The organism is Streptomyces noursei (assembly GCF_016917755.1).
Lineage (GTDB): Bacteria > Actinomycetota > Actinomycetes > Streptomycetales > Streptomycetaceae > Streptomyces > Streptomyces yunnanensis.
This window is the reverse complement of the sequence record NZ_CP070326.1, coordinates 3,837,332-3,862,029: the sequence shown is the minus strand read 5'-3', so window position 1 is coordinate 3,862,029 and position 24,698 is coordinate 3,837,332. Positions and strand designations below refer to the sequence as shown.

At 70.5% G+C, this 24,698-nt stretch carries 14 protein-coding genes and 1 tRNA gene; 11 read left to right on the top strand and 4 right to left on the bottom strand.

Features of this window, described 5'->3' with window-relative positions; translation table 11 throughout:
- The first annotated feature begins 63 nt into the window (after positions 1–63).
- The 4 genes from JNO44_RS17015 to JNO44_RS17000 all read left to right on the top strand — a co-directional run bounded on the left by JNO44_RS17015 (position 64) and on the right by JNO44_RS17000 (position 8,361).
- On the top strand, positions 64–2,073 hold the full coding sequence (locus JNO44_RS17015; RefSeq protein ID WP_205365042.1) for a type I restriction-modification system subunit M: 2,010 nt from the start codon (positions 64–66) through the stop codon (positions 2,071–2,073).
- A complete protein-coding gene (locus tag JNO44_RS17010; RefSeq protein WP_205365040.1) occupies positions 2,070–3,395 on the top strand; it encodes a restriction endonuclease subunit S in 1,326 nt (441 codons plus the stop codon). The genes JNO44_RS17015 and JNO44_RS17010 overlap by 4 nt, the downstream gene beginning before the upstream one ends.
- Positions 3,396–3,397: 2 nt before the next feature.
- Positions 3,398–6,601 (top strand): type I restriction endonuclease subunit R, encoded by a 3,204-nt coding sequence (locus JNO44_RS17005; protein ID WP_205365038.1) that lies wholly within the window; start codon positions 3,398–3,400, stop codon positions 6,599–6,601.
- Positions 6,602–6,777: 176 nt separating this feature from the next.
- The gene (locus tag JNO44_RS17000) at positions 6,778–8,361 is read left to right on the top strand and encodes a serine/threonine-protein kinase (protein WP_205365035.1); all 1,584 of its coding nucleotides are present in this window, start codon (positions 6,778–6,780) and stop codon (positions 8,359–8,361) included.
- Between the two features lie 32 nt (positions 8,362–8,393).
- On the opposite strand, the gene JNO44_RS16995 is transcribed toward JNO44_RS17000, so the two are convergent.
- Together JNO44_RS16995 and JNO44_RS16990 are read right to left on the bottom strand one after the other, a co-directional pair.
- The gene (locus JNO44_RS16995; RefSeq protein ID WP_205365033.1) at positions 8,394–9,926 is read right to left on the bottom strand and encodes a CBS domain-containing protein; all 1,533 of its coding nucleotides are present in this window, start codon (positions 9,924–9,926) and stop codon (positions 8,394–8,396) included.
- 376 nt (positions 9,927–10,302) lie between these two features.
- Positions 10,303–10,375: transfer RNA gene (locus JNO44_RS16990), tRNA-Arg, on the bottom strand.
- Between the two features lie 311 nt (positions 10,376–10,686).
- Between JNO44_RS16990 and JNO44_RS16985 the strand changes: the two genes are divergently transcribed.
- The 7 genes from JNO44_RS16985 to JNO44_RS16955 all read left to right on the top strand — a co-directional run bounded on the left by JNO44_RS16985 (position 10,687) and on the right by JNO44_RS16955 (position 20,711).
- Positions 10,687–12,468 (top strand): GTPase domain-containing protein, encoded by a 1,782-nt coding sequence (locus JNO44_RS16985; RefSeq protein ID WP_240167969.1) that lies wholly within the window; start codon positions 10,687–10,689, stop codon positions 12,466–12,468.
- A gap of 485 nt (positions 12,469–12,953) precedes the next feature.
- On the top strand, positions 12,954–14,726 hold the full coding sequence (locus JNO44_RS16980) for a YfjP family GTPase (RefSeq protein ID WP_205365029.1): 1,773 nt from the start codon (positions 12,954–12,956) through the stop codon (positions 14,724–14,726).
- A gap of 554 nt (positions 14,727–15,280) precedes the next feature.
- Entirely contained in the window at positions 15,281–15,826 is a 546-nt protein-coding gene (locus tag JNO44_RS16975; protein WP_205365027.1) for a single-stranded DNA-binding protein, read from the top strand.
- A gap of 232 nt (positions 15,827–16,058) precedes the next feature.
- Positions 16,059–17,462, top strand: a complete 1,404-nt coding sequence (locus JNO44_RS16970) for a Cys-Gln thioester bond-forming surface protein (RefSeq protein WP_052286892.1) — start codon at positions 16,059–16,061, stop codon at positions 17,460–17,462.
- 287 nt (positions 17,463–17,749) lie between these two features.
- A complete protein-coding gene (ettA, locus tag JNO44_RS16965) occupies positions 17,750–19,414 on the top strand; it encodes an energy-dependent translational throttle protein EttA (protein WP_205365025.1) in 1,665 nt (554 codons plus the stop codon).
- A 5-nt stretch (positions 19,415–19,419) separates the two neighbouring features.
- Entirely contained in the window at positions 19,420–19,854 is a 435-nt protein-coding gene (locus JNO44_RS16960) for an acyl-CoA thioesterase (protein WP_073442299.1), read from the top strand.
- The gene (locus tag JNO44_RS16955) at positions 19,851–20,711 is read left to right on the top strand and encodes a DUF8010 domain-containing protein (RefSeq protein WP_205365023.1); all 861 of its coding nucleotides are present in this window, start codon (positions 19,851–19,853) and stop codon (positions 20,709–20,711) included. The genes JNO44_RS16960 and JNO44_RS16955 overlap by 4 nt, the downstream gene beginning before the upstream one ends.
- Before the next feature lie 40 nt (positions 20,712–20,751).
- On the opposite strand, the gene JNO44_RS16950 is transcribed toward JNO44_RS16955, so the two are convergent.
- Together JNO44_RS16950 and JNO44_RS16945 are read right to left on the bottom strand one after the other, a co-directional pair.
- Entirely contained in the window at positions 20,752–21,813 is a 1,062-nt protein-coding gene (locus tag JNO44_RS16950) for an ABC transporter ATP-binding protein (RefSeq protein ID WP_205365021.1), read from the bottom strand.
- A 109-nt stretch (positions 21,814–21,922) separates the two neighbouring features.
- Positions 21,923–24,688, bottom strand: a complete 2,766-nt coding sequence (locus JNO44_RS16945) for an FtsX-like permease family protein (RefSeq protein ID WP_240167565.1) — start codon at positions 24,686–24,688, stop codon at positions 21,923–21,925.
- Positions 24,689–24,698 lie beyond the last annotated feature (10 nt).

Below are 24,698 nucleotides of genomic sequence, written 5' to 3'. Positions count from 1 at the left end.
CCGCATCGGATCACATCCGCCCCGCCCGTCCCGCCTTGGGGACCGGGCCCAGAAGGGAAACCGTTGAACAGCAGCAAGCACACGGAACTGGCGAACCACGCCTGGTCCGTCGCCGACCTCCTGCGCGGCGACTACAAGCAGTCCGACTACGGCAAGGTGATCCTGCCGTTCACGGTGCTGCGCCGCCTCGAATGCGTCCTTGACCCGACGCGCGAGAAGTTCGCCGAGGAGTACGCCAAGTACGCGGACGAGGACGTGAAGCCGGAACGGCTGCTGCGCCGCGCCTCCGGCCAAGCCTTCTACAACACCAGCACCCTCACCCTGAAGAAGATCGCGAACGACGCGAACACGGCGGCGGCCAACCTCCAGCTCTACGTCAACGCCTTCTCCGACAACGCGCGGGAGGTCCTGGAGAAGTACGAGTTCGGCCGCCAGATCAAGAAGCTCGACGAGGCGGGACTGCTCTACCAGGTCATCGGCAAGTTCACGGGCCTGGACCTGCACCCGGAGAACGTGCCCAACCACAACATGGGCTACATCTTCGAGGAATTGATCCGTCGCTTCGCGGAGCAGTCCAACGAGACCGCCGGTGAGCACTTCACCCCGCGCGAGGTCATCAAACTGATGGTCAACCTCCTCGTGGCCCCGGACGCCGACGCGCTCAGCATCCCCGGCGTCGCACGCAGCGTCATGGACCCGGCCTGCGGTACGGGCGGCATGCTCAGCGCGGCCGAGGACCACATCACCGACCTCAACCCGGATGCGACGGTCGAGGTGTACGGGCAGGAACTCAACCCCGAGTCCTGGGCGATCTGCCGTTCCGACATGCTCATCAAGGGCCAGGACCCGGAGAACATCGCCGCGGGCAACTCCTTCTCGGACGACGGCCACGCTCGCAGGAAGTTCGACTACCTCCTGGCCAACCCGCCGTTCGGCGTGGAGTGGAAGAAGGTCAAGGACGAGGTCGAGTACGAGTACAAGTCGATGGGCGACGCGGGCCGCTTCGGCGCGGGCCTGCCCCGCATCAACGATGGCTCACTCCTCTTCCTCCAGCACATGCTCTCCAAGATGAAGCCGGTCGACGTCGACGGGAGTGGCGGCTCCCGCATCGCGATCGTCTTCAACGGCTCCCCGCTCTTCACGGGCGCGGCGGGCTCGGGCGAGTCGGAGATCCGCCGCTGGATCCTGGAGAACGACTGGCTGGAGGCGATCGTCGCCCTGCCGGACCAGCTCTTCTACAACACGGGCATCTCCACGTACTTCTGGATCCTGACCAACCGGAAGGCTCCGGACCACAAGGGCAAGGTCGTGCTGCTCGACGCCCGCGACCAGTGGGTCAAGATGCGCAAGTCGCTGGGCGACAAGCGCAAGGAGCTGGGTGACGGAAAGAACGGCAAGCCCAACCACATCGCCGACATCACGCGCCTGTACGCGGAGGCGGTCCAGGTCGCGGCCGACCCGGAACACGAGCTGCACGGCAAGGTGAAGGTCTTCGAGAACTCGGCCTTCGGCTACCAGCGCATCACGGTAGAGCGGCCGTTGAAGCTCCGCTTCGAGGTAACGGAGGAGACGCTGGCGGGGCTGGCGACTGCGAAGCCGGTGTTGAAGCTCCCGCAGCCGGAGAAGTTCGTGGAGGCGTTCCGCCCGCTGCTCGGCTCGGAGTGGGCGACGAAGGCGGAGGCTTTTGTCGAGTTGAAGGACGCGGTGGTGGCGGCCGGTCTGCTGTGGCCCGGGGGCGCGCCCTTCATGAAGGCGATGCGCGAGGCGGTCGGGGTACGGGATCCTGAGGGCGAGGTCCAGTTGGTCAAGGGCGAGCCGGAGCCGGACTCGGAGCTGCGCGACTACGAGAACGTTCCGTTGGGCGAGGACGTGGAGGAGTACCTCAAGCGCGAGGTGCACCCGCATGTGCCGGACGCGTGGATCGACCACACGAAGACGAAGATCGGGTACGAGATCCCGTTCACGCGGCACTTCTACGTGTATGAGCCGCCGCGGCCGCTGGCGGAGATTGACGCGGAGTTGAAGGCACTGGAGACTGAGATTCAGGGGCTGTTGGGGGAGGTGACGGAATGAGCGCGGTGTTGGGTGTTGGTCTGCCGGGCAGATGGTCGACGGCGCGTCTCAAGCATGTGACAGCGCTGCTAAATCGTGGTTCTGCACCTACCTACGTGGATCAGGGGCCGGTGCGTGCCGTTAGCCAGGCGGCGAATCAGGCTGCTGGGCTTCACTGGACGCGCACTCGATTCCACGAGTTCAGTGGGGATCCGCGCAAGCTCAAGGGATACCTTCGCCCGGATGATGTGCTCATCAATTCCACCGGGACTGGCACACTCGGGCGGGTTGGCTACTTTACGGAGTCGCCAGATGGGCTACCGTGCATGGCGGACAGCCATGTAACAGTTGTCCGGGGGAAGCCGGACGAGCTCGACTCTCGTTTCGCCTACTACTGGCTTGGTTGCCGCCCGTTCCAGGAGTATGTGTACGCGGCGCTGGTTGTCGGAGCGACCAACCAGATTGAGCTGAATCGAGATCGTTTGGGGGACGCGCCGATTCCCTTGCCTCCACTGGAGGAGCAGCGCCGCATTGCCGACTTCCTCGACGCCGAGACTGCACGGATCGATGAGCTGGCCGAAGCAACCGAGGGACAGCGGATCCTCGTTTCTGAGCGGAGGGGAGCAGCTTTCCAGGAGAGCGTCAGAGAAGAGGGTGGCCCAAGTCTTGACTCTCTTGACCCGGGATGCCGGGATGACGATTGGTCGATGGAGCCCCTCAACCGAGTACTTCGGCAGCTGACCAATGGGTACGTCGGCCCGACTCGGGACCTTTTCGTGGCCAACGGTGTTCCGTATCTTCAATCGCTGCACATCAAAAATGGGCGCGTCGACTTTTCGCGGCGTCCCTACTACGTCCAATCTCAGTGGGCAGCTGAGCGTCCTCGTATTCGCTTGGGGTTCGAGGATCTGCTGATTGTCCAGACTGGGGCAATTGGCGAAGTTGGAATCGTCGATCAAGACTTCGTTGGCGCAAGCTGCCATGCTCTCCTGATTGCACGAACTCACCGCAACTTGCTGCTGCCGAGATATATGTGGCATGCATTTCGCAGTCACTGGGGGCGTCATGCACTGTTGCGCGAGCAGACCGGAGCACTCCACCCCCACCTAGAGGCGGGCAATGTTCGTTTCATGAAGATCCCGGTTCCGTCCGTGGCCAGTCAACTACGGGTCATGGAGCGGACAGAGGAGATCACACGTGATGCCGAACGTGTTGGCGCGGCATTGGAGAGGAGGACGAAGCTGCAGGCCGAGCGCCGCCAAGCCCTAATCACCGCCGCCGTAACCGGCCAATTCGACGTCTCCACCGCCAGCGGGCGCAACGTAACGGACGGAGTCCAGTAGCAATGAGCCCCGTGCACAACGAGAAAGCCTTCGGCTCCGCCGTAGTCGCCGCCCTCCTCGACCGCGGCTGGCGCGAAGCCAGCGCCGAGGACTACCGACCCGACCTCGGCCTCGACACTAGCGAGCTCTTCACTTTCATCGGCCGCACCCAGCCCGACGAGTGGTACGAGCTCGCGAACGTCTACGGCGGCCAGGCTGAAGCCCAGCGCGGTTTCGCCCGCCGCCTCGACCAGGCCATCGCCGAGCACGGCGTGCTGCACGTCCTGCGCGAGGGGGTCAAGGACCGCGGCGTGAAGCTCCGCGTCGCTTACTTCAAACCGAACCTCGTCGCGGACCCCGCCATCCTCGCCCCTTACCGGGCCAACCGCCTCACCGTAGTCCGCGAACTCCCGTACGCCACCAAGCAGGCCGACTGGGGGCACCGTCTCGACCTGACCCTGTTCCTCAACGGAATCCCTCTCGCCACCGCCGAGTTGAAGAACCCGCTCACCGGGCAGGGCGTCGAGCACGCCAAGGAGCAGTACCGCAGCGACCGCGACTTCACCGAGCTGATCTTCGCGAAGCGTGCCGTCGCGAACTTCGCCGTCGATCCAGACCTCGTCTTCGTCGCCACCCAGCTCAAGGGCAAGAACACCCGCTTCCTGCCTTTCAACACCGGCTCTGAGGGCCCCGGTCAGCCCGGCGGCGCCGGAAACCCTGCCTCCTCCGCCTTCGGCACGTACGCCACCTCCTACCTGTGGGAGCAGGTGTGGGAGCGGGAGAACTGGCTCGACCTCCTCGAACGCTTCGTGCACCAGCAGAAGCCGAAGAAGGGGAAAAGGCAGGGGCAGGGCGGCGCCGGCTGGACCACGATCTTTCCCCGCTTCCACCAGTGGGATGTGGTGAAGAAGCTGACCGCCCACGCTGCTCATCACGGCTCCGGGCAGAACTACCTGATCATGGCGTCCGCCGGGTCCGGCAAGTCCAACACCATCGGCTGGCTCGCCCACCGGCTGTCCGACCTGCACGCCGGTACCGACCCGCGTGTACTCGACCAGGGCGCCCTGACCGCAGGGCGCATCGCGCCCGGTGAGCCGGTCTTCGACAAGGTCATCGTCATCACCGACCGGCGCAACCTGGATGCCCAACTCCGTGAGACCGTCGGCAGTTTCTCGCGTACCGCCGGGCTCGTCGTGAAGATCGACGAGAAGGACGGGGCCAAGGGGGAGCAGCTCGCCCGGGCGCTGTCCCGGGACACCGGGAAGATCGTCACCGTCACCCTGCACTCGTTCCCGGCGCTGCTCGACTACATCAAGCGCAACCCGACCGAGATCGCGGGCAGCCGGTTCGCGCTCGTCGTCGATGAGGCGCACTCCTCGCAGTCCGGTGACGCCGCCACCGCCGTCAAGGCGGCCCTGCGTGACCTCGGTCTGGACTCCGACTCCGAGGACGCCGGCGCCACCACGGCGCCCGCAACGCTCACCGACCAGCTCAAGGAGAAGGCCGAGGAACGGTCGCAGGCCGCGAACCTCTCCTACTTCGCCTTCACCGCTACCCCCAAGGCCAAAACCCTCGAACTCTTCGGCACGCTCGACACCGTGGCAGGTGAGGCCAAGTACCGGCCCTTCCACACCTACTCGATGCGGCAGGCCATCGAGGAGGGCTTCATCCTCGACCCGCTGCGCAACTACGTCACGTACAACACGTACTGGAAGCTGGTGAACCAGAACCCGGATGAGAAGGAGGTCGACCCCTCCAAGGCCAACGGCCTGCTCGCCCGGTTCGCGCTCACCCACGACTCGACCGTCGCGCAGCATGCCCAGGTGATCGTGGAGCACTTCGTCACGCACACCCGCGGCCGGCTCGGCGGGCGCGCCAAGTCGATGGTGGTCACCGCGTCGCGGCAGTCCGCCGTGCAGATGGCGCGCGCCATCAAGAGCTACATCAAGGACCGGGACTACGACACCAAGCACCCGGACCTGGGGGTTCTGGTCGCCTTCTCCGGATCGCTCACCGTCGACGGTGAGGAGACCACCGAGAGCAAGGAGAACGGGGGGCTCGCCGAGAGCGCGCTGCCCGAGGCGTTCGCGTACACGCGCGCCGACGACAAGGCCGTGAAGGCGGGCGGCAGGGGCAAGCCCGAGTACAAGATTCTGGTGGTGGCGGAGAAGTACCAGACCGGGTTCGACCAGCCGCTGCTCACGACGATGTACGTCAACAAGACACTGACTGGTATCGCCGCTGTGCAGACGCTGTCCCGGCTGAACCGCACCGTCGAGCGCAAGGCTCAGTCCGATCTCGCTGTCCTGGACTTCGTGAACGAGGCAGAGGATATCCGGGACGCCTTCCGTCCGTACTTCGAGGAGGCGATGACCCTCCCCTCCGACCCGAACCTGCTCTACACCGCGCAGGGGCGCGTCATGTCCGCACCGGTGCTCGCCGAGCGGGAGATGGACGAGTTCGCCGCCGCGTACTTCGAGGCCAAGCAGAAGGCGGGCGGCTCGCAGGCCAAGTGGGAGAAGCTGCACGCCGAGCTGTACCGGCTGCTGTCCCCGGCCGTCGAGCGATTCACCGCCTTGATGGAGAGCGAGGACGACGAGGAGGTTGAGACCGCCGAGGACTTCCGGGCCAACCTCAATGACTACGTACGCAAGTACGGGTTCCTCGCGCAGATCGTGCCGTACCAGGACGCCGAGTTGGAGCGGCTGCACCTGTACGGCCGCCATCTGCTCAACCGGCTGCCGCGGCGCGCCGACGGAGGCGTGGACATAGGCGAGGTCGACCTCAGCCACATGCGCGTGGAGAAGACCGGCGAGTACGACGTGTCGCTCAGCCCTGAGGGGGCGGCCGATCTGAAGGGGTTCGGCGACGAGGCCGGTGGCGCCAAGGAGGTTGAGAAGTCGCTGCTGTCCGAGCTGATCGAGAAGTTCAACGAGAAGTTCGGCACCGAGTTCACCGAGCAGGACGTCCTGCGTCCCTTCGAGGAGGCCAAGGCCGACCCGAAGGTGCGGGCCGCCGCCGTGGCCAACAACGACGTGGACAACTTCGGCCTGGTCTTCGACGACGTCTTCGAGGACAAGATGGCCGACCACATCGACACCATCGCCGGTCTCGGCCGCCAGTACTTCGGCGCGGACAGGGGCTTCAAGTCGACCCTGGATCGCAGCGCGCGTAGGGCGGCCTGGCGGATGATCCGGCGGGAGGAAGGGATCGACGACGGGTTCTGACGCACGGGGCTGTCGTCGATCGTGGGTGGCGGTGCCGGGGGATTTCCTACGGTGCCGCCCTCCTGATCCTGGCCGGACCTGGCCTGGACGAATGATCACCGCAGTCGTCACACTGAACGCACGTCGTCACACCCGAACACCACAGCTCGCCCATCACCGTAGGAAGCGAGAGCACAGTGCCGTCCGAACCCATCTCCGACCGCTATGAACTCCTGGAGGAGCTTGACCACGGCGGAATGGGTGACGTATGGCGCGGCTACGACACCGTGCTGGACCGCCCGGTGGCCGTGAAGCTGCTCCGGCAGGCGTCCCTGGCCGCTGCCCCGCACCTCGCCGAGGAGTTCGCCAAGCGGTTCCAACGCGAGGCCAGGATCACCGCACGCATCCAGCACCCCGGCGTACCCCAGGTGTACGACGCGGTGCTCGACGCCTCGCTGGAGCGGTTGTTCCTGGTGATGGAACTCGTCGACGGCGTCTCGCTGACCCGGTACGTCAACCCGGCGCGCCCGCTTCCGATTGGCTGGGCGGCGGCGGTGGCCGCGCAGGTGGCGACTGTTCTGTCGCATGCCCACCAAGTCCCTGTAATCCACCGTGACTTGAAGCCGTCCAACATCCTTGTGGCGCGCGACGGCACGGTGAAGGTCCTGGATTTCGGTATCGCCGCCATTCTTCGGACGGACGTCACGAAGCTGACCGCCACCGGGACACCGATCGGTACGTATCAGTACATGGCTCCCGAGCAGGTGCGTGGCGGCACGATCACACCGGGGACGGACCTCTATGCGCTGGGATGCGTTCTGCACGAACTGCTCAGCGGGCGGCTGTTGTTCACCGCCGGCGATGAGTTCGGCCTCATGTATCAGCACGTGAGCGAAGCCCCCGCGCCGCTGCGGCAGTTGCGTCCCGAGGTGCCGGAGGCACTGGAGGAACTGGTCCTGCGACTGCTGAACAAAACCCCCGAGGAACGGCCGGCTGACACGCAGGAGGTGTACGAAGGGCTGCTTCCGTTCCTCCCCCTGCCTGGCGAGGAGACGTCGGTCAGCGGAGTGGGTCCGACGGGAGTGCCCGATCCGACGGCGCTCTACCGCAAACCGTACGCGCCCAGAGGTCGTGAACAGGCCCCCGCCGCCGAGAGGCCGGCCCCTGCCGTACCGCGGCCCATGCCGGTCCCGGCCCAGCTTCGGGAGGACATCAAGGCTGCCTACGACCAAGCGGACCACCTCATCCAGGAAGAGCGGTTCGCGCAGGCCGTCGATGTCCTTGGCGAGGTCATCGAACCGGCGGCCCGCGCCCTCGGCCCCGAGAACAAGGCCGTTCTGGGCCTGCGCAGACAGCGCGCCGCCGTACGCCTCCTCGGTGGTGATTACCGCGCCGCGCGGCCCGAGTTCGACACCCTCGCCGACGCGTACGCACGCATCGCCGGGCCGACCAGCAAACAGGCCCGCGCGTGCCGGGCTCAGGCCGCACGGTGCCGCGCCGAACTCGGCCTGGTCACCGACGCGTTGGCGCAGCTTAGGGAAGTGCTGGACGTCGTACGCGCCGTTGACAGCGACGCGAGCGAAGAAGCTGTGGAACTCCGCCACAACATCGGCATGTTGTTGCTTGCGCAAGGACGGACAGCAGAGGCCAAGGAGGTGCTAGAACCGCTGTACCAGGATGTCGTCCTGGTCAGTGGGCCGGAGGACGAGTTGGCGGTCGAGATCGCCGAAGCGCTCGCGGTGATTCAGCTCGGCCTCGACAACCCCGGGCCGGGTGCCTGACAGGACGGCCCGGCCCGGGGTGATCTAGCCGGTCACGGCCGTGGATCGTGGTCGATCAGCTTCAGGAGACTCAGCAACTGCTTGGTCTCCGTCAGAGCCTCGGTTTTCGTCTCTGGGGCGTCCATGTCCCAGTGAGCAAGTTCGTTCCGGTAGTCCTTGACGGCGGTGACGCGGCGGACGAGATCGTCCTGCTCATACGGCCATGCCAACTTTGCCCAGCAGACGTTGTCCTTGAGTAGTTCCGGGTACTGGCCGAGGGTGAGGTACTTGCCCGCGGCGCGCGTCTTGCGAACGCCTGAGCCGACGGGCAGCTCGTCCACGGGCAGTCGGTCGGTGAGGCGACGCAGCCGCCGTTCGGCCTCGCCGAGAAGGATGAACGGTTCCACCCGGAGCTTGAGCTGGTCGGCCAGGTCGGATGCAGTGAGGATGCCGAGGACGAGATTGTCGCCGTCGGTGACGATCAGGAAGCCGTGGCGCTGGATGTCGTCGATGCGGACGAATAGCTCTTCCTGTTCCTGTGCGGTGTGCGGATGGGGGTCCAGAGCCGCGGCTATGGTGTCGCCCCGACGGCCCAGCTGGGCGCGGGCGATGCTCTCCCAGGTGACGACTCCACGCAGCACGTTGTTCCGATTCACCACCGGAAGCTGGGAGAAGTCGCCCTGGACCATGCGTGTGATGGCGCGGCTGAGCGGCTCGTCGAAGCCGACTGTGACCACGTCGCGGGCGAAGGGGAGGCTGCCGATGCGCCAGTGGCGGCTCAGATCCTCGCCTGCGGCTTTTGTGGGCGTGTGGCCAAGGTCTGTTCCTGGGAGATCCTCAGCAGCCTCTCCCGTCAGGGCGGTTTCCTGGGCGGAGACGGTGATCAGGCCGTCTAGCTGGACCTCCGTGAAGTGTGGGGTTACCTGCAGACCTCGAGCTGCCAGTTCCCGGTCGACCAGGTCGATGACATCGCCGGTGCGCCTCTGCCAGCCCCACAGGCCGATCAGGTCCCGGGCGGTCAGCTGCCGGGTGCCCTCGTCGCGCACATCCTGCTCCAGGGACTCGGGATCCGCAGGTGGCTCCACGGCCCCCTTGTAGCCCGGGTCGACACCAGTCTGTGCCAGCGTCTCGACGCGGTGTGCCGCGTCACGGCGTCGCAGCTCGCTCACGGTCAGGAATGCGCCGATGCTGTCGCGGAGGTCACCACCGATCACGGCACGCTCCACCTGGGGGCGCACCCACTCCACCTTGCGCGTGTGCCGGAAGCCAGGGGTGGCGTCGGCTCGGTACTCGTACCCGCCGGTCAGCCGCCCGATGGCGACGACGGCCAGGAACTTGCGGGGCATCACGACCAGGTCTCCGGTCTCCATCGTGATGAAACGCCACAGCTGGTGCTTCCAGTTGTCCACAGTGCCAGGCGCCTCATCCGGATAGGCCCGTGCGAGAAGATCGCCCACATCGGCGATCGATGCGCAGCCGCTGAGGTCGCCGACCTCCTCCCAGCCGGCGATCACCACCCCCTCGTCAAGCGCCTGCTCTTCGCGCTCTCCGTACTGACCCCCGCGGACCGTCCAAGCTCTGACCATGGTTCCCCGCCCCCGTGTAGCCCTCCAGCCGCATCCACATCGGGCGGCTCGCGTTCGGGGCTGAATCTACCTGCGTGTGGTGGCTCAAGGGCCGGCGTGGGGCAGTTCGAGCCAGCGGCCAAGAACAGGGCAGGTGCCGCTTTGACGCCTGCCCTGTTCCTGTCTGATAGCCCACCAGCAAGGCTCTGACCAGCGACGACTCTCTGGCTAGTGCCGGTTGGGCGTAGGTTGCTGCCCTAACTGGGGGATGCATGTGGGACGTAGCGTCCCAGTCGAGGGTGCATAACCTGACAAAATTCCCTCGCGGGCAACGAAAAAGCCCTCCACGAGCGACCTCGTGAAGGGCTCAAAACAGGCTCTGACCTGCATAAATACGCGCCCCCGGCAGGACTCGAACCTGCGGCCAAGTGCTTAGAAGGCACCTGCTCTATCCACTGAGCTACGGGGGCCGGGTGGTCGGCGTGGATCACGACCGCGGACCAGGATAGAGGCCCGGGTGCCTCGTCCCGGTTGCTTCACCTCCGTGGCACGTTGTGGAGGTTCGGTGAAGCGATCCCGATAATCGCAGGCAGGTACGAATCCTGCACGGCTTTTGACGTCTCGTGCGGCGGGTGTTGTGCACTCGTTATGCCTGCGTCTTGGATGTTACGAAAATCCCATTTGGCACCTATCTCGTTCCTCGGGAACCCTTGCGGCGCACGCAAGGGTCTATACGCTTCAAAAAGCTAACGAAATTGGGCATTCTTCACATGTGGCGACCTTGGACGTAGGACCCCGGCTGATCGACGCACTGTCCGTTCTGCGTGACCGTGTCGACGCCGCACGATTCCCCCTGCCGCTCGGGGGCGCCGCTCGCGCCCGGCGCGACCGGGCGGAGCTGCTCTCCCAGCTGGATGACTATGTGATGCCCCGCCTGTGCGCCCCTAAGGCCCCTCTTCTCGCGGTCGTCGGAGGCTCCACGGGGGCGGGCAAGTCCACCCTGGTCAATTCGCTGGTGGGGCGACGGGTTTCGGAGGCCGGGGTGCTGCGGCCCACGACGCGTACGCCGGTGCTGGTCTGCCACCCCGACGACCACGGCTGGTTCGCCGGACAGCGGGTGCTGCCGGGGCTCACCCGGGTGTGGGTGCCCGGGCAGGACGGTGGCGAGGGCGGCGAGCGGGACGACGGAGGGGGACGAGGGGAGGGGGGCGAGAAGGGCCTCGGCGGGGGGCGTGGACGGGCGGCGGGGGAGCCGGGGACGCCGACCGTGCGGATCGAGACGGACCCCGCGCTGCCCAGCGGCCTGGCGCTGCTGGACGCCCCGGACATCGACTCGCTGGTGGCCGGCAACCGCGAACTGGCCGCCGAGTTGATCTGCGCGGCCGACGTCTGGGTGCTGGTCACCACGGCCGCCCGGTACGCCGATGCGGTGCCCTGGCACCTGCTGCGCACCGCGAAGGAATACGACGTCACGCTGGTCACCGTCCTGGACCGGGTGCCGCACCAGATCGCCGCCGAGATCTCCGCGCGGTACGCGGAGCTCCTGCAGCGCGCCGGGCTCGGCCACGTACCCCGCTTCACCATTCCCGAGCTGCCCGAGTCCGCGGGCGGGGGCCGCGGACTGCTACCCGCCACGGCGGTCGCCGGCCTGCGCGACTGGCTCGAACGCCACGCCCTGGACCCCACCGCCCGTAGTGCCGCCGCGGACCGGACCGCCACCGGCGCGATCGCCTCGCTGCGCAGCCGGATGCCCGCGCTGGCCGGGGCCGCCGCCGCGCAGCACGCCGCGGCACTGCGGCTGGCCGGCCGCGTCGAGGAGGCGTACGAGGAGGCCGCCGAGCGGGTGCGGCGCGAGGTCGCGGCCGGTGAGGTCCTGGCCGGCGACGCCCGCGCCCACTGGCAGGCGCACGGGCCCGGCGGGCGCGCCGACGAACTGCTGGACGCGCTGACCCGAGGGCTCACCGCGTTGCTGGTCTGCGCCGTCGAGGAGGCCGACGAGCGGGCCGCGGGCGCCTGGCGGCGGGATCCCGCGGCGGCCGAGATGGCGCCGGCCGCGGCGGACGGTGCCGCGGGCGCCGCCGGCCGGATCGGCGTGATCGTCCGGCGCTGGCGGCGCTGCCTGGAGGAACTCGCGGAGGAGGAGACCCGGGAGACGCGTGGTGGCTCGGCCGGTGAACGGAACGCCCCGGTGGACGGGGAGCAGCCGACGGCATTGCTGGCCACCGCACTGCTGGGCGGGCGCCGGGCCCGTACGGCGGGCGAGAACCTCGCAGACCTCTTGGGGGCGCAGAGCGCGCTGCGGTTGTGCGACCAGGGCGCCAGGCTGCTGACCAGGTATCTGGAGCACGCCCTCGACGGTGAACGGGAGCGCCGGCTGGCCCCGTTGGACCGGCTGACGGTGCCGCCGGACCAACAGGCCGAACTGATCGCCGCGCTGTCGGTGGTGCAGCGCGAGCAGCGTCGGAGGCGGCCGGTGGAGGCGTGGGAGACGGAGCGGCGGACCGAACGGGAGCACGGGCGCGGGACGGCGGACCGGTGCGGGAGAGAGGCGGTGACGGGGTGACGGAGTCCGGGGAGCGACGGGCCGGGACGGGGATCGACGAGGGCGGGGAGGGAGTGGTGCGGGACGACGATGCCGGGATCGAGGGTGCGGGGATCGAGGGCGCCTGGGATGACGGGGTGATCGCGCGGAGGGTGCGGGGTGGGGAGCAGCGCAGTGGCGCGCGGGCGGCGGGCGCCGCCACTGGTCCGGACGGCCTGCCGTTGTGCGCGGTGGATGTGGATGTGGATGCGCGGGCGGGTGCGGGTGCGCTTGCGGAGGTGGTCATTGGCGGTGGGGGCGGTGTGTCTGTTGGGGCTGCTGGGGTGCGTGGAGCGCGGGGCATGGGTGGGGCGTCGGCACGTGGGCGTGCGGCCCAGGGGAGGGGAGAACGGGCGGCGGTGGTCGGCGGGGAAAGGGTGGACGGCGGGGTCGGACACGGCACCGGGGGCGGTGGCGACGGGAGCCTTGAAGACGGGCTCGCGGACTGCGGGCCCGGGTACAAGTGGGTGCCCGGTGGAGCGCGGCGGGCCGCCGAGGAGGGGCTGCGGCCCCGGTTGGAGGCACTGCGGGAGCTGATCGCGCTGTCCCGCAGCCGGCTGGACGAGATGGCGCTGGACGAGGCGGGACGGGTACTGGAGTCCGCCGACGAGCGGTACCGGCTGTCCGGTGAGCACACCGTCGTCGCCCTCGCGGGCGCGACCGGGAGCGGGAAGTCCTCGCTGTTCAACGCCCTGGCGGGGGCGTCGCGTTCGGAGGTCGGGGCGCGCCGACCGACGACCGGTGAGCCGGTGGCCTGCATCTGGTCGGGCGGCCGACCGGGCGCGGAGGGGCTGCTGCGGCGCCTCGGGGTGCCGGTGCACCGTCGGCACACCCCCACGCAGGGCAGCCCCGAACTGGCCGGGCTGGTCCTGCTCGACCTCCCCGACCATGACTCCGCGGCCACCAGGAACCGCGAACAGGTCGACCGGCTCCTGGGGTTGGTGGACGCGGTCATCTGGGTGGTGGACCCGGAGAAATACGCGGACGCGGTGCTCCACGAGCGGTATCTGAGGCCGTTGGCGGGCTACGCCGAGGTCACGTTCGTGGTGCTCAACCAGGTGGACCGGCTGCCCGGCGACGCCGCCGACCAGGTGGTGGACGACCTGCGTCGGCTGTTGGACGAGGACGGGCTGGCGCTGGGCGAGCACGGGGAACCGGGCGCGGCGGTCCTGGCGCTCTCCGCGGCGACCGGCGAGGGCGTGGCGGAACTACGGGAGGCGCTGGGGCAGTTCGTCGCAGAACGGGGCGCGGCGGACCGCAGGTTGACGGCGGACGTGGACACCGCGGCGGACCGCCTGCGCTCGGCGTACGTCGCGGACAGCCGGGTGGGGCTGACCGAACGGGCCCGGGAGGAGTTCGACGACCGGCTCGCCGAGGCGGTGGGGGCGGTGGCCACCGGACGGGCGGCGGAGCGCGATTGGCTGCGGCATGCGGAGCGGGCGTGCGGTTCCCCGTGGTCGCGGCTGCGGTGCCGGCGGAAGGACCGAAGGGCGCGGCGGCGCGGCGCGGTGCGGACGGCGGACGGGAGCGGCCACGGCACGGGCGCGGTCCGGATCGGCACGCCCCGCACGGGAACCGGGCGTGCTGCTTCCGGTGGTGCCGGTTCCGGTGGTACCGGTTCCGGGGGTCCGTCCGCCGGCCCGGTGCCCGCGCCCCTGTCCGCGCGCTCCGTGTCCGTGGGCTCCGTGCGGGGCGAGGACGGGCGGGCGGCGGCGCGGCCGGTGGTGGAGCAGGCGGTCCGGACCGTGGCGGGCGAGGCCGCACAGGGGTTGCCGACGCCGTGGGCGCAGGCGGTGCGGGAGGCGGCGGGGCGGGGCGCCGAGGGGCTGCCGGAGGCGCTGGACGCGGTGGCAGCCGAGGCCGAGGAGACGCTGCGGCTCGGGCCGGACACCAAGCCGCGGTGGTGGACGGTGGCGGCCGCGTTGCAGGGATTGCTGTTCGTGTTGCAGGTGGTCGGCGTGCTGTGGCTGGTGGGCGCCGTGACGGGCGTGGTGGACCCGACGGAGTGGCTGTCCGGGCTGCTGCCCGCGGTCGTGGGTTCGGTGGGCGGCCCGGCGCTGACCTGGCTGAGCGGGATGGTGGCCCGCGGCCCGGCCCGGCGGTACGGGCAGGAGGCCGAGCGCCGGCTGCGCGGGGCCGCGGCCGGGTGCGGGCGGGCGCGGGTGCTGGAGCCGGTCGCCGCCGAACTGCTGCGGTACCGCGAGGTGCGTGAGCGCTACGCGGTGGCTTCGGGCGTCTGACGGCCCGGCGGGCGAGGTGGGGGGCGGGGCCGGGCGGCGGACGGGGCGCCATCCGGTCCCTCGCGGGTGACGGAGTTGTCCACAGGCGGCCGGCCGTCCACAGCCTTCGGCGGCCGGCGCCGCGTCCGTGCAGCATGGGTTCAGCGAAGCACGGCGGCGCGGAACGGCCCGCGGCGCAATGCCGAGCAAAGCGTTACGGGCCGACGGCAATACGTAAGGAGCACAAGGAAGGAGAGGAAGGAGAGGAAAGCACGGAAGGCACGGAAGGCACGGAAGGCACGGAAGGCACGGAAGGTATGGCGAGGAGCACCTGCCGCGGAACACGTGCCGAGGAGTACCTGCTGACGAGTGCGCACTGAACAAGAAGCGGCAAACAAGACACGGCAAACAAGATGCGGCAAACAGGACGGGCCGAAGTCACGTACTGAAGCGACGCGTCGAAGCGGCGTTCCGGAGTTACGTATTGAAGCGACGCGCTAACGCGTCGTACTGAGGCGACGTACTGAAGCGGCGTACTGAAGTGACGTCATAAAGAGGGGACGGGGGAGGCATTCATGAGCGACACGATGGTGACGCTGGTGGGGAACGTGGCCACGGCGGTGGAGCACCGGGAGACCGCGGCGGGGGTGTCGGTGGCGCGGTTCCGGATGGCGGCGACCTCGCGGCGGTGGGACAAGGCCCGGGAGTGTTGGACCGACGGGGAGACGAGTTTCTACACCGTTCGGTCCTGGCGGGCGCTGGCGGACAATGTCGCCGCCTCGGTGGCGGTCGGCGAACCCCTCGTCGTCCAGGGGAGATTGCGGCTGCGGGAAGGGGAACAGTCGCCGGAGAAGGGTGGCCAGCGATGGTTCGCGGCGGAGGTCGACGCCCTTGCCATCGGGCACGATCTCGCCCGCGGGACGTCCGCATTCCGTCGGACGGCAAGGGTGGCGAGGAAGGCGGGAGAGGGAACTCAACCGGACGTGGAAGGGGGGACGTTGGGGGAAGTTGAATCGGGTACGACTGTGGTAATGGGAGCGGCGGCGGAACGGCGGACGGTCGTTCCGGCGGGGCGGACGAGTCCGGACGGCAATTCGCCCCAGAAGGCATCTGTGCCCTGAAAACGGCCAGCGATTTGTCGATAATGTTAGCTCGGGGTGAGCGTATTCGGTAACGATTACGATTCGGATCGCTTGTGGAACGCCATTACCGGGGACCCTGATGCGTCCGCTCCATAGGATCCGACGAGTACTCACGGGGGCTGACCAGGCTGACCAGTTCGGCCGTTGAGTTCTTGGGATCTTTCCGGCGAGGCGACCTCTCCAGCCGACCGCTTCGCCCAGAGGGGAAATCATGCTTTCGATGAAGGGGCGGGGCGCAGCCCGCCTTGCCGCCGCGGTCGTGGCCTCGGGCCTGATCGCGGCGGGCACGATAGCCACCGCGGGGACCGCCGTGGCGGATGACCCGGCCGCGTCGCACGGGGGCGCCACCGCCACTCTCGGCGGTCTGAAGACCTTCGACCAGGCCGTGGTGCACGGCAACGGAGGGGACCAGCGCGTCGGCGCCGGCCTCTTCGAGATGTCGGTGGACAACGGTGGCACGCTGCAGACGTACTGCATCGACATCCACAACCCGACGCAGCAGCAGGCCCGCTACCAGGAAGTGCCCTGGAGCGCCTCGTCGCTGCACGACAACCCGGACGCCGGCAAGATCCGCTGGATCCTGCAGAACTCCTACCCGCAGGTGAACGACCTGGCCGCGCTCTCCGCCAAGGCCGGCGCCGGGCAGCTGTCCGAGAAGACCGCCGCGGCCGGCACCCAGGTCGCGATCTGGCGCTTCTCCGACCACGCCAAGGTGGACGCGGTCGACCCGGCCGCCGAGAAGCTCGCCGACTACCTGGAGAAGAGCGCGCAGAGCGTCGCGGAGCCCAAGGCGTCGCTGACCCTGGACCCGCCCGCGGTCTCCGGCAAGTCCGGCAGCAAGATCGGCCCGGTCACCGTGCACACCAACGCCGACAGCGTCACCATCTCCCCGGCGGCGGACGTGCCGGCCGGCGTGAAGATCGTGGGCAAGGACGGCAAGCCGGTCACCAGCGCCGCCGACGGCACCCAGCTGTTCTTCGACGTCCCCAAGGGGGCCGCGGACGGCAACACCTCGCTGACCGCGCAGGCCGCGACCAAGGTCCCGGTCGGTCGGGCCTTCACTGGCATCGGCGAGCACGCCAAGAGCCAGACCCAGATCCTGGCCGGCTCCAGCGAGTCCACGGTCTCCGCGGCCGCCACCGTCTCCTGGAAGAAGCAGGGCGCGATCCCGGCGATCACCGCGGAGAAGAACTGCTCCAAGGGCGGCGTGGACGTCACCGCGAGCAACAAGGGCGATGAGGCGTTCCGCTTCCAGCTGTCCGGCAAGGACTACGAGGTCGCGCCGGGCGCGTCCAAGACCGTGACCGTGCCGGTCGCCGAGGACCACCCGTACCAGATCACGATCACCGGTGCGGGCGGCTTCAAGAAGACCTTCTCCGGCGTACTGGACTGCAAGACCGCGGGCAACGGCGGCCAGCCCTCGCCGCACCCCAGCTCGCCCTCGACCGGTGGCACCACCGGCGGCAGCACCACCGGCGGGCACGGCACCGACCTCGCCGAGACCGGTTCCAGCAGCGCCACCCCGGTGATCGCGGGCGTCGCGCTCGGCCTCGTCGTGATCGGCGGCGCCGCGGTGTTCTTCCTGCGCAAGAAGAAGACCGGACAGGCCGCGTAAGCGGGACGGCCAGCCGTCACACTCGCAGCACAGTCCACATGACCACCGGTGAGCGGGCCGTCGGCGCACCGTGAGCGGATGGTCACCGGACGCGCAAGCCGAAGGCCCCGGAGCGGACACCTCGCTCCGGGGCCTTTGCCGTCCGTCCTTTGGCACCCGTTTCCGTCCGGGGATGGACGTACGGCAAGATGGGGTGTATCTGCCCTCCAGCGGCCACGCCGCACCATGGCCCAGGCGGCGGAGCCACCCAGACCACCTGATAGATCCAAACTGCCGGACGGTTTCTCTTGGCTGAGTACATCTACACGATGCGCAAGGCGCGTAAGGCGCACGGCGACAAGGTCATCCTCGATGACGTGACGCTGAGCTTCCTGCCGGGCGCGAAGATCGGTGTCGTGGGTCCCAACGGCGCCGGTAAGTCCACGGTGCTGAAGATCATGGCCGGTCTTGAGCAGCCGTCGAACGGTGACGCGTTCCTCTCGCCGGGCTACACGGTCGGCATGCTCCTTCAGGAGCCGCCGCTGGACGAGTCCAAGACGGTCCTGGAGAACGTCCAGGACGGCGCCCGCGAGGTCATGGACAAGCTCAAGCGCTTCAACGAGGTCGCCGAGCTGATGGCGACCGACTACTCCGACGCGCTGATGGAGGAGATGGGCAAGCTCCAGGAGGACCTGGACCACGCGAACGCCTGGGACCTCGACACCCAGCTGGAGCAGGCCATGGACGCCCTGGGCTGCCCGCCCGGCGACTGGCCGGTCACCAACCTCTCCGGTGGTGAGCGCCGCCGCGTCGCGCTGTGCAAGCTGCTGCTGGAGGCCCCCGACCTGCTGCTCCTCGACGAGCCCACCAACCACCTCGACGCCGAGTCGGTGCAGTGGCTGGAGCAGCACCTGGCGAAGTACCCCGGCACCGTCGTCGCCGTCACCCACGACCGGTACTTCCTCGACAACGTCGCCGGCTGGATCTGCGAGGTCGACCGCGGCCGCCTCCACGGCTACGAGGGCAACTACTCCAAGTACCTGGAGACCAAGCAGACCCGTCTGAAGGTCGAGGGCCAGAAGGACGCCAAGCGCGCCAAGCGCCTGAAGGAAGAGCTGGAGTGGGTCCGCTCCAACGCCAAGGGGCGGCAGGCCAAGTCCAAGGCCCGTCTGGCGCGTTACGAGGAGATGGCCGCCGAGGCCGACCGGATGCGGAAGCTGGACTTCGAGGAGATCCAGATCCCGCCGGGCCCGCGTCTGGGCAACGTCGTCGTCGAGGTCAACAACCTCAACAAGGCGTTCGGCGAGAAGGTCCTCATCGATGACCTCAGCTTCACCCTGCCGCGCAACGGCATCGTCGGCATCATCGGCCCGAACGGCGCCGGCAAGACCACGCTGTTCAAGATGATCCAGGGCCTGGAGACCCCGGACACCGGCGACATCAAGGTCGGCGAGACGGTCAAGATCTCCTACGTCGACCAGAGCCGCGAGAACATCGACCCCAAGAAGACCCTGTGGGCCGTGGTCTCCGACGAGCTCGACTACATCAACGTCGGTCACGTCGAGATGCCCTCGCGGGCCTACGTCTCCGCGTTCGGCTTCAAGGGTCCGGACCAGCAGAAGCCGGCCGGGGTGCTCTCCGGTGGTGAGCGCAACCGCCTCAACCTGGCGCTCACCCTCAAGCAGGGCGGCAACCTGCTGCTCCTCGACGAGCCGACCAACGACCTCGACGTCGAGACGCTGTCCTCGCTGGAGAACGCGCTGCTGGAGTTCCCCGGCTGCGCCGTGGTCGTCTCCCACGACCGCTGGTTCCTGGACCGCGTCGCCACGCACATCCTGGCGTACGAGGGCAACTCCAAGTGGTTCTGGTTCGAGGGCAACTTCGAGTCGTACGAGAAGAACAAGATCGAGCGGCTCGGGGCCGACGCGGCCCGTCCGCACCGTGCGACGTACAAGAAGCTGACCCGGGGCTGACCGTCGTGCGACACCTCTACTCCTGCCCCCTGCGCTGGTCGGACATGGACGCGTTCGGCCACGTCAACAACGCGGTGTTCGTCCGCTACCTCGAAGAGGCGCGGATCGACTTCATGCGCCGGCTGGCGCCGGGGGACGGCAGTCCGTCGTTCAAGGGCGGCTCGGTCGTCGCCCGGCACGAGATCGACTACCTGCGGCAGCTGGTGCACCGGCCCGAGCCGGTGACCGTCGAGCTGTGGGTGCGGAAGATCAGTGCCGCGTCGATGACGGTGGGGTACGAGGTCAAGGACGAGGACACGGTCTACCTGCGGGCCTCGACCGTGGTCGTGCCGTTCGACTTCGCCGCGGGGCGGCCGCGCCGTCTCACGGCGGAGGAGAAGGCGATCCTCAAGGAGTACCTGGACGACGCCGCGCATCAGGAAGGGGCCGTCGGCGCATGACGGTGCTGCGGCTGGCCGACGCCGGGGAGGCAGCGGATCTCGCCGCCTTCCTCGCCCGGCTGATCCACTACGACCGCGGGGCCGCGGTGCGGCTCCAGACGGGCGGCGGGGTGCTGGCCGTCTTCGGCCGCCCGCCGTCCTTCGAGGTGCTGGCGATCCGGACGGCGCGGTTGGCGGCCGACACCGGGGCCGCCGACGCCGGCGACGAGCCCGGTGCCGGGGCGTCCGGGCCGGGCCGCACGGGCGGTTCCGGCCTGGATGTGACCGTCTCCGCAGGGGAGCTCCTCGAAGGCGTTCAGGAGGCGGCGGGCAGCGTCACCGTGCCCGCCGCGGTCACCGGCCCGCCATGGGCCGGGGTGCTGCCGCCGCGGGGCGGCTGGACGCGGGTCCCCGGGCTGCCCTCCCCGGAGGCGTTGATGCGCGCGGTGTCCGCCGCGGTCGCCGAATTCCGTGCCCGGGACGAGGAGTTGCCGCCGCAGCGGCGCACCCGGCCCGAGCGGGACCGGATCGGTCGGGAGATCTGGTCGCGGACGCTGGGCGACACGGAGCTGCCGCTGCGGGCGGTGCATGCCGCGCAGGCGCTCGGGTTCCTGCGCGGGGCGCGGGCCGGGGCGATGGCGGCCTCCGCGAGTGCGGGGGCGGCTTCCGGCGCGGGTGCCGGGACGGCTTCTGGGACGGCCGGGACGGCTTCAGGGACGGCCGGGGTGGCCGGTGCGGAGGCGACGGGGCCGGCCCTGGCGCTGTTGGCCGCCGGTGGCTGGCTGCGGCTGAGCACGCCGTACGGGTCGATCGCCGTACGGGTGGCCGGGCCGGCGGGGGCGACCGGGCTGTCGGGGCTGACGGTCACGCCGGTCTGATCGCGACCGGGCCGGCGCGGGCCGCTGCGCCCCGTGCCCGCTATGGCTCGGCGGGGTCCTCGTCGGGGTCCTCGCCGGGGGGTTCGGCCGGGGTGTCGGCGGGGGCGTCGGGCCAGACGGCGATGTGGTCGGGTTCCCGTTGGAGGAGGACGCGGTCCCGCATGCCCAACGGGGCGGTGTAGTCGGCGGGGAGCTGGAGGCGGCCGGCGCGGTCGAGGGTGGCGTATTCGCGCGCCACGACGGATTCCCGGCCGGTCGCGGCATCGATTTCCGTGCGGCGCAGGACCTCGGTGGAGGTGCGCCCGTCGCGGATGGCCACCGTGCGGCGGACCTCGTCGGCCACCTTCTGGTCGTGGGTGACGATCACGATCGTGGTGCCCAGTTCCTCGTTGGCGGTGCGGAACGCGGCGAAGACCTGCTCCGCGGTGTGCGAGTCCAGTTCGCCGGTCGGCTCGTCGGCGAGCAGGACGGCCGGGGTGTTGGCCAACGCGACGGCGATCGCGGTGCGTTGGGCCTCGCCGCCGGAGAGCTGGTGCGGGCGCCGGTCGCGGCAGTGGGTGAGGGAGAGGAGCGACAGCAACTCCTCGGCCGCCCGGGTGCGTTCGGACCGGCGGCGGCCGCCGCGCAGCTGCATCGGCAGGGCGATGTTCTGCAGGGCCGTGAGATAGGGGAGCAGATTGCGGGCGGTCTGCTGCCAGACGAAGCCGACCACGTTGCGGCGGTAGTCCAGGCGGGTGCGGGCGTCCATCGCGAGCAGGTCGCGGCCGGCGACGCGGGCCGCGCCGGCGGTCGGGACGTCGAGCCCGGCCAGGATGTTCATCAGAGTGGACTTGCCGCTTCCGGAAGCGCCCACCAACGCCATCAACTCGCCCTCGGCGACCAGGAGATCGAGCCCCTGGAGGGCCTGGACCTCCACGCCGTCGGCGGTGAAGACCCGGACCAGGCGGTCGCAGGCGATCAGCGCGTCGTGCCCGTAGACCGGACGGGCGTGGCGGGTGGCGGCGCGGCGCTCCAGGTCGGTGAGGGAGGGCGGAGCGGCCGGGGGCGGCGGCGAGGGGCGTGCGGGCGTCGGCGGTGGTGTCGCGTCGGGGCGGGGGGTCATGGGGTGGGATCTCCGGGGCGTGGGTGCGAGCGCGGGCGTGGGTGTGGGCCTGCGGGGGCGTGTCCTCGTGGCGGCCGGTCCGTCTCGCGCCGTCCCGCCCGGTGCCGCCTCACCCCGCCTCTCCCGTCCTCGACTCGGCCGTCGTGGTGCGGCGTCGGCCGGCGTGGGCCTGGAGGAGCGACGCGGCGAGGGCCAGGACGAGGAGGGCGGCCGAGGGCAGCAGCAGGGAGGTCGGGTCGGGCCGGAGGTGGACGGGGGTGCCGGGGGTGGGACCGGAGGCGAGGGGGAGGGCGAGCGGGGTGAGGTCGGTGCCGGGGCCGAGCAGACGGAGGGTGGCGGCACCGGTGAGGGTGCCGCCGAGGGCGGCGAGCAGGGCCTGGGGGAGGGCTTCGAGGACGAGCAGCCGGCGGCCCTGGGACGGGGGGAGGCCGAGGGCGCGGAGGCCGGTGAGCAGGCGGGCGCGTTCCGGGGCGGTCTGGAGGAGGGACAGGAACAGGACCAGCAGCGCGAAGCCGGCGCCGGCGGCGACGGTCGCGGTGTAGAGGCGTTCCGCGCCCTGCTGGAGGGGGGAGTCGGCGAGCAGCGCACGGGTGGTGGTGCGCAGGGTGAGGCGGGTGGGGAGGGAGGCGGGGGTGTGGGCCCGGACGGTGGCGCGGAGGGCGGTGACATCGAGGGAGGGGCCGGCGAGGAGGACGAGGGAGGGGGCCGTGGCGGGGTCGGCGTAGGTGTCGGGGTGGAGCCGGGCCACGCTGCGGGCGTCGACCACGACGAAGTCGCCGCCGGGCTGGGCGGGCGTGTCCCGGCGCACCACGGCCGGGCGGACGACGAGTTGGCCGAACTCCGGTTGCAGCACCATCGGGGCGTTGCCGAAACGGGTGCGGACACCGGGGGAGACAAGGGCCGGGAGGGGCTCGTCGCCGCCGGGGTCGGCCAGCGCGGTGGCGTCGAAGGCGCCCAGGCCGGTGGCGCGGGCGAGCCGGGCGTAGGCGTCGGCGTCGGCGATGACGAGGTAGAGGGACGGGCCGTTGTCGTCGGCGGGTTGGGTGCTCAGGCGCAGCGGGACGGCGTCCCGGACGCCCGGGACGGTGGCCAGGGACGACAACAGGCGCGCGGGGAGCGGCGCGGTGGCGGTGAGACGGGCGTCCGCGCCGACCGCGGTCAGCGCCGCGCGGTCGCGGGCGTCGGCGACCCCGGCGAGCACCGAGCCGCCGAACGACGCGGTGGTCAGCGCCACGAGGAGGGCGAGCAGCGGCAGTCCGGCGGCGGGGGCGCGGCCGGCCCGGGCCAGGGCCAGGAAGCCGGACAGCCCCCGGGCGCGGGCGGCGGGCCGGGCCGCCAGCCGCAGCGGCAGCGGGTACAGCCGCATCAGCAGCAGCGCCGCGATCACCGCGACCAGCACGGGGGCCGCGCTGACCAGGGCGTCCACGCCGCCGGAGCCGGTGCCGCGGCGGCGCAGGGCCAGCACCGCGGCCACCGACAGGGCCAGCACGGTGAGTTCGGCGATCGTGCGGCGTCGGGAGGGCCGGCCGCCGACCAGGTCCACGCGGACCGCGGGGCGGGTCGTGCGGTGTGCGGCGGCGGCCCGCAGGGGCAGCGCGAGGGTGCCGAGCAGCCCGACGCCGGCCGCGGCGAGCAGGGACGGCAGGAGGCGTTCGCCGGGGATGAGGAGGACGGCGAGGGCGCAGCCGACGGCGGCGCCGGGCAGCGCCACCGCGGCGGTCTCCGCCGTCAGCCGGCCGACCAGTCCGGGCAGCGAGGCGCCCCGGGCCCGCAGCAGCGCCAGTTCGCGGTGGCGGCGGGCGGCCGCCAGGGCGCCGGTCATGAGGACGACGACGCCCGCGACGGTGCCGATGCCGCAGGCGGCCACCGCGACGACTGGCGCGACCGCGTCCCGGGACCGCCCGAAACCGTCCAACAGGCCGTCCAGCGCGCTGTCCGCCAGCCCGCCGGAGCCCACCACCGCGCGCAGGCGGACCAGCCCGGGGCCGTGTTGGAGGGACCGCACCCGGTCTTGGAGCAGGGGGGCCTGACCGGCGGTCAGCGTGCTGGTGTCCACGGGGTAGCGCCAGAACCGTTCCGGCTCCCCCGGGGTGGACAGCAGCGCCGGCCCGTCCTCCGGGGCGAGCAGCAGCGCGGCGCGCCACCGCTTCGTCGGCGGGGTGCCGCCGGTGCTCAGGGCGGCGTTCACCAGGAGCGGGTCGAGCGCCCAGTACGGCCCGTCGGGTGCGCGCGGGGCGAGGAGCCCGGAGATCCGCAACGTCAGCCCGCCGAGGCGGAGTCGGCTCCCCGGGTGCAGGTGGAGGACGCGGGCGGTGGCGACGGTGACCGCCGCTTCCCGGGCGGACGAGCCGACCGGTGCGGGGCGCGGGAGGCGGCCCCGGGTGACGGTGGCGTGCCGGGCCAGGTCGGCGACCGCGTACAGGGAGAAGGCGGGGACGACGCCGTCGGGGCGGGGCAGGCCGGGGTCGGCGGAGGTCAGCGGGGTGGTGGTGCGGACGCCGCGGACCGCGTCGGCGGGGGAGAGCCGCAAGGGGGCGGCGGCGGTCAACTGGCCCCGGATCGCCGCGTCCTGATGTGTCAGCGTGTCCGGGGCGTAGTGGGCGGCGGCGGTGTCGTGGCGGCTCGCGGTGATCTCCACCATCCGCTGGTCGGGGCGGACGTCGCCCAGCGCTGCCCGGACGCCCCGGGTCTCGTAGGCGTCCACGCCGCGCGGGAAGGCCGCCGCGAGGAACGCGGTGACCAGTATCAGCGCGCCCAGCGCCAACACGGCCGTCGGCGACTGCCCCGCCCGCAGCAGACGGGGAGCCGGGGGGAGGGCGGCGCGCAGCCGGGCCGGCAGCCCGCCGGGCGTCGCGTGTGCCTTCGGCGTCGTCATCGCACCCCCG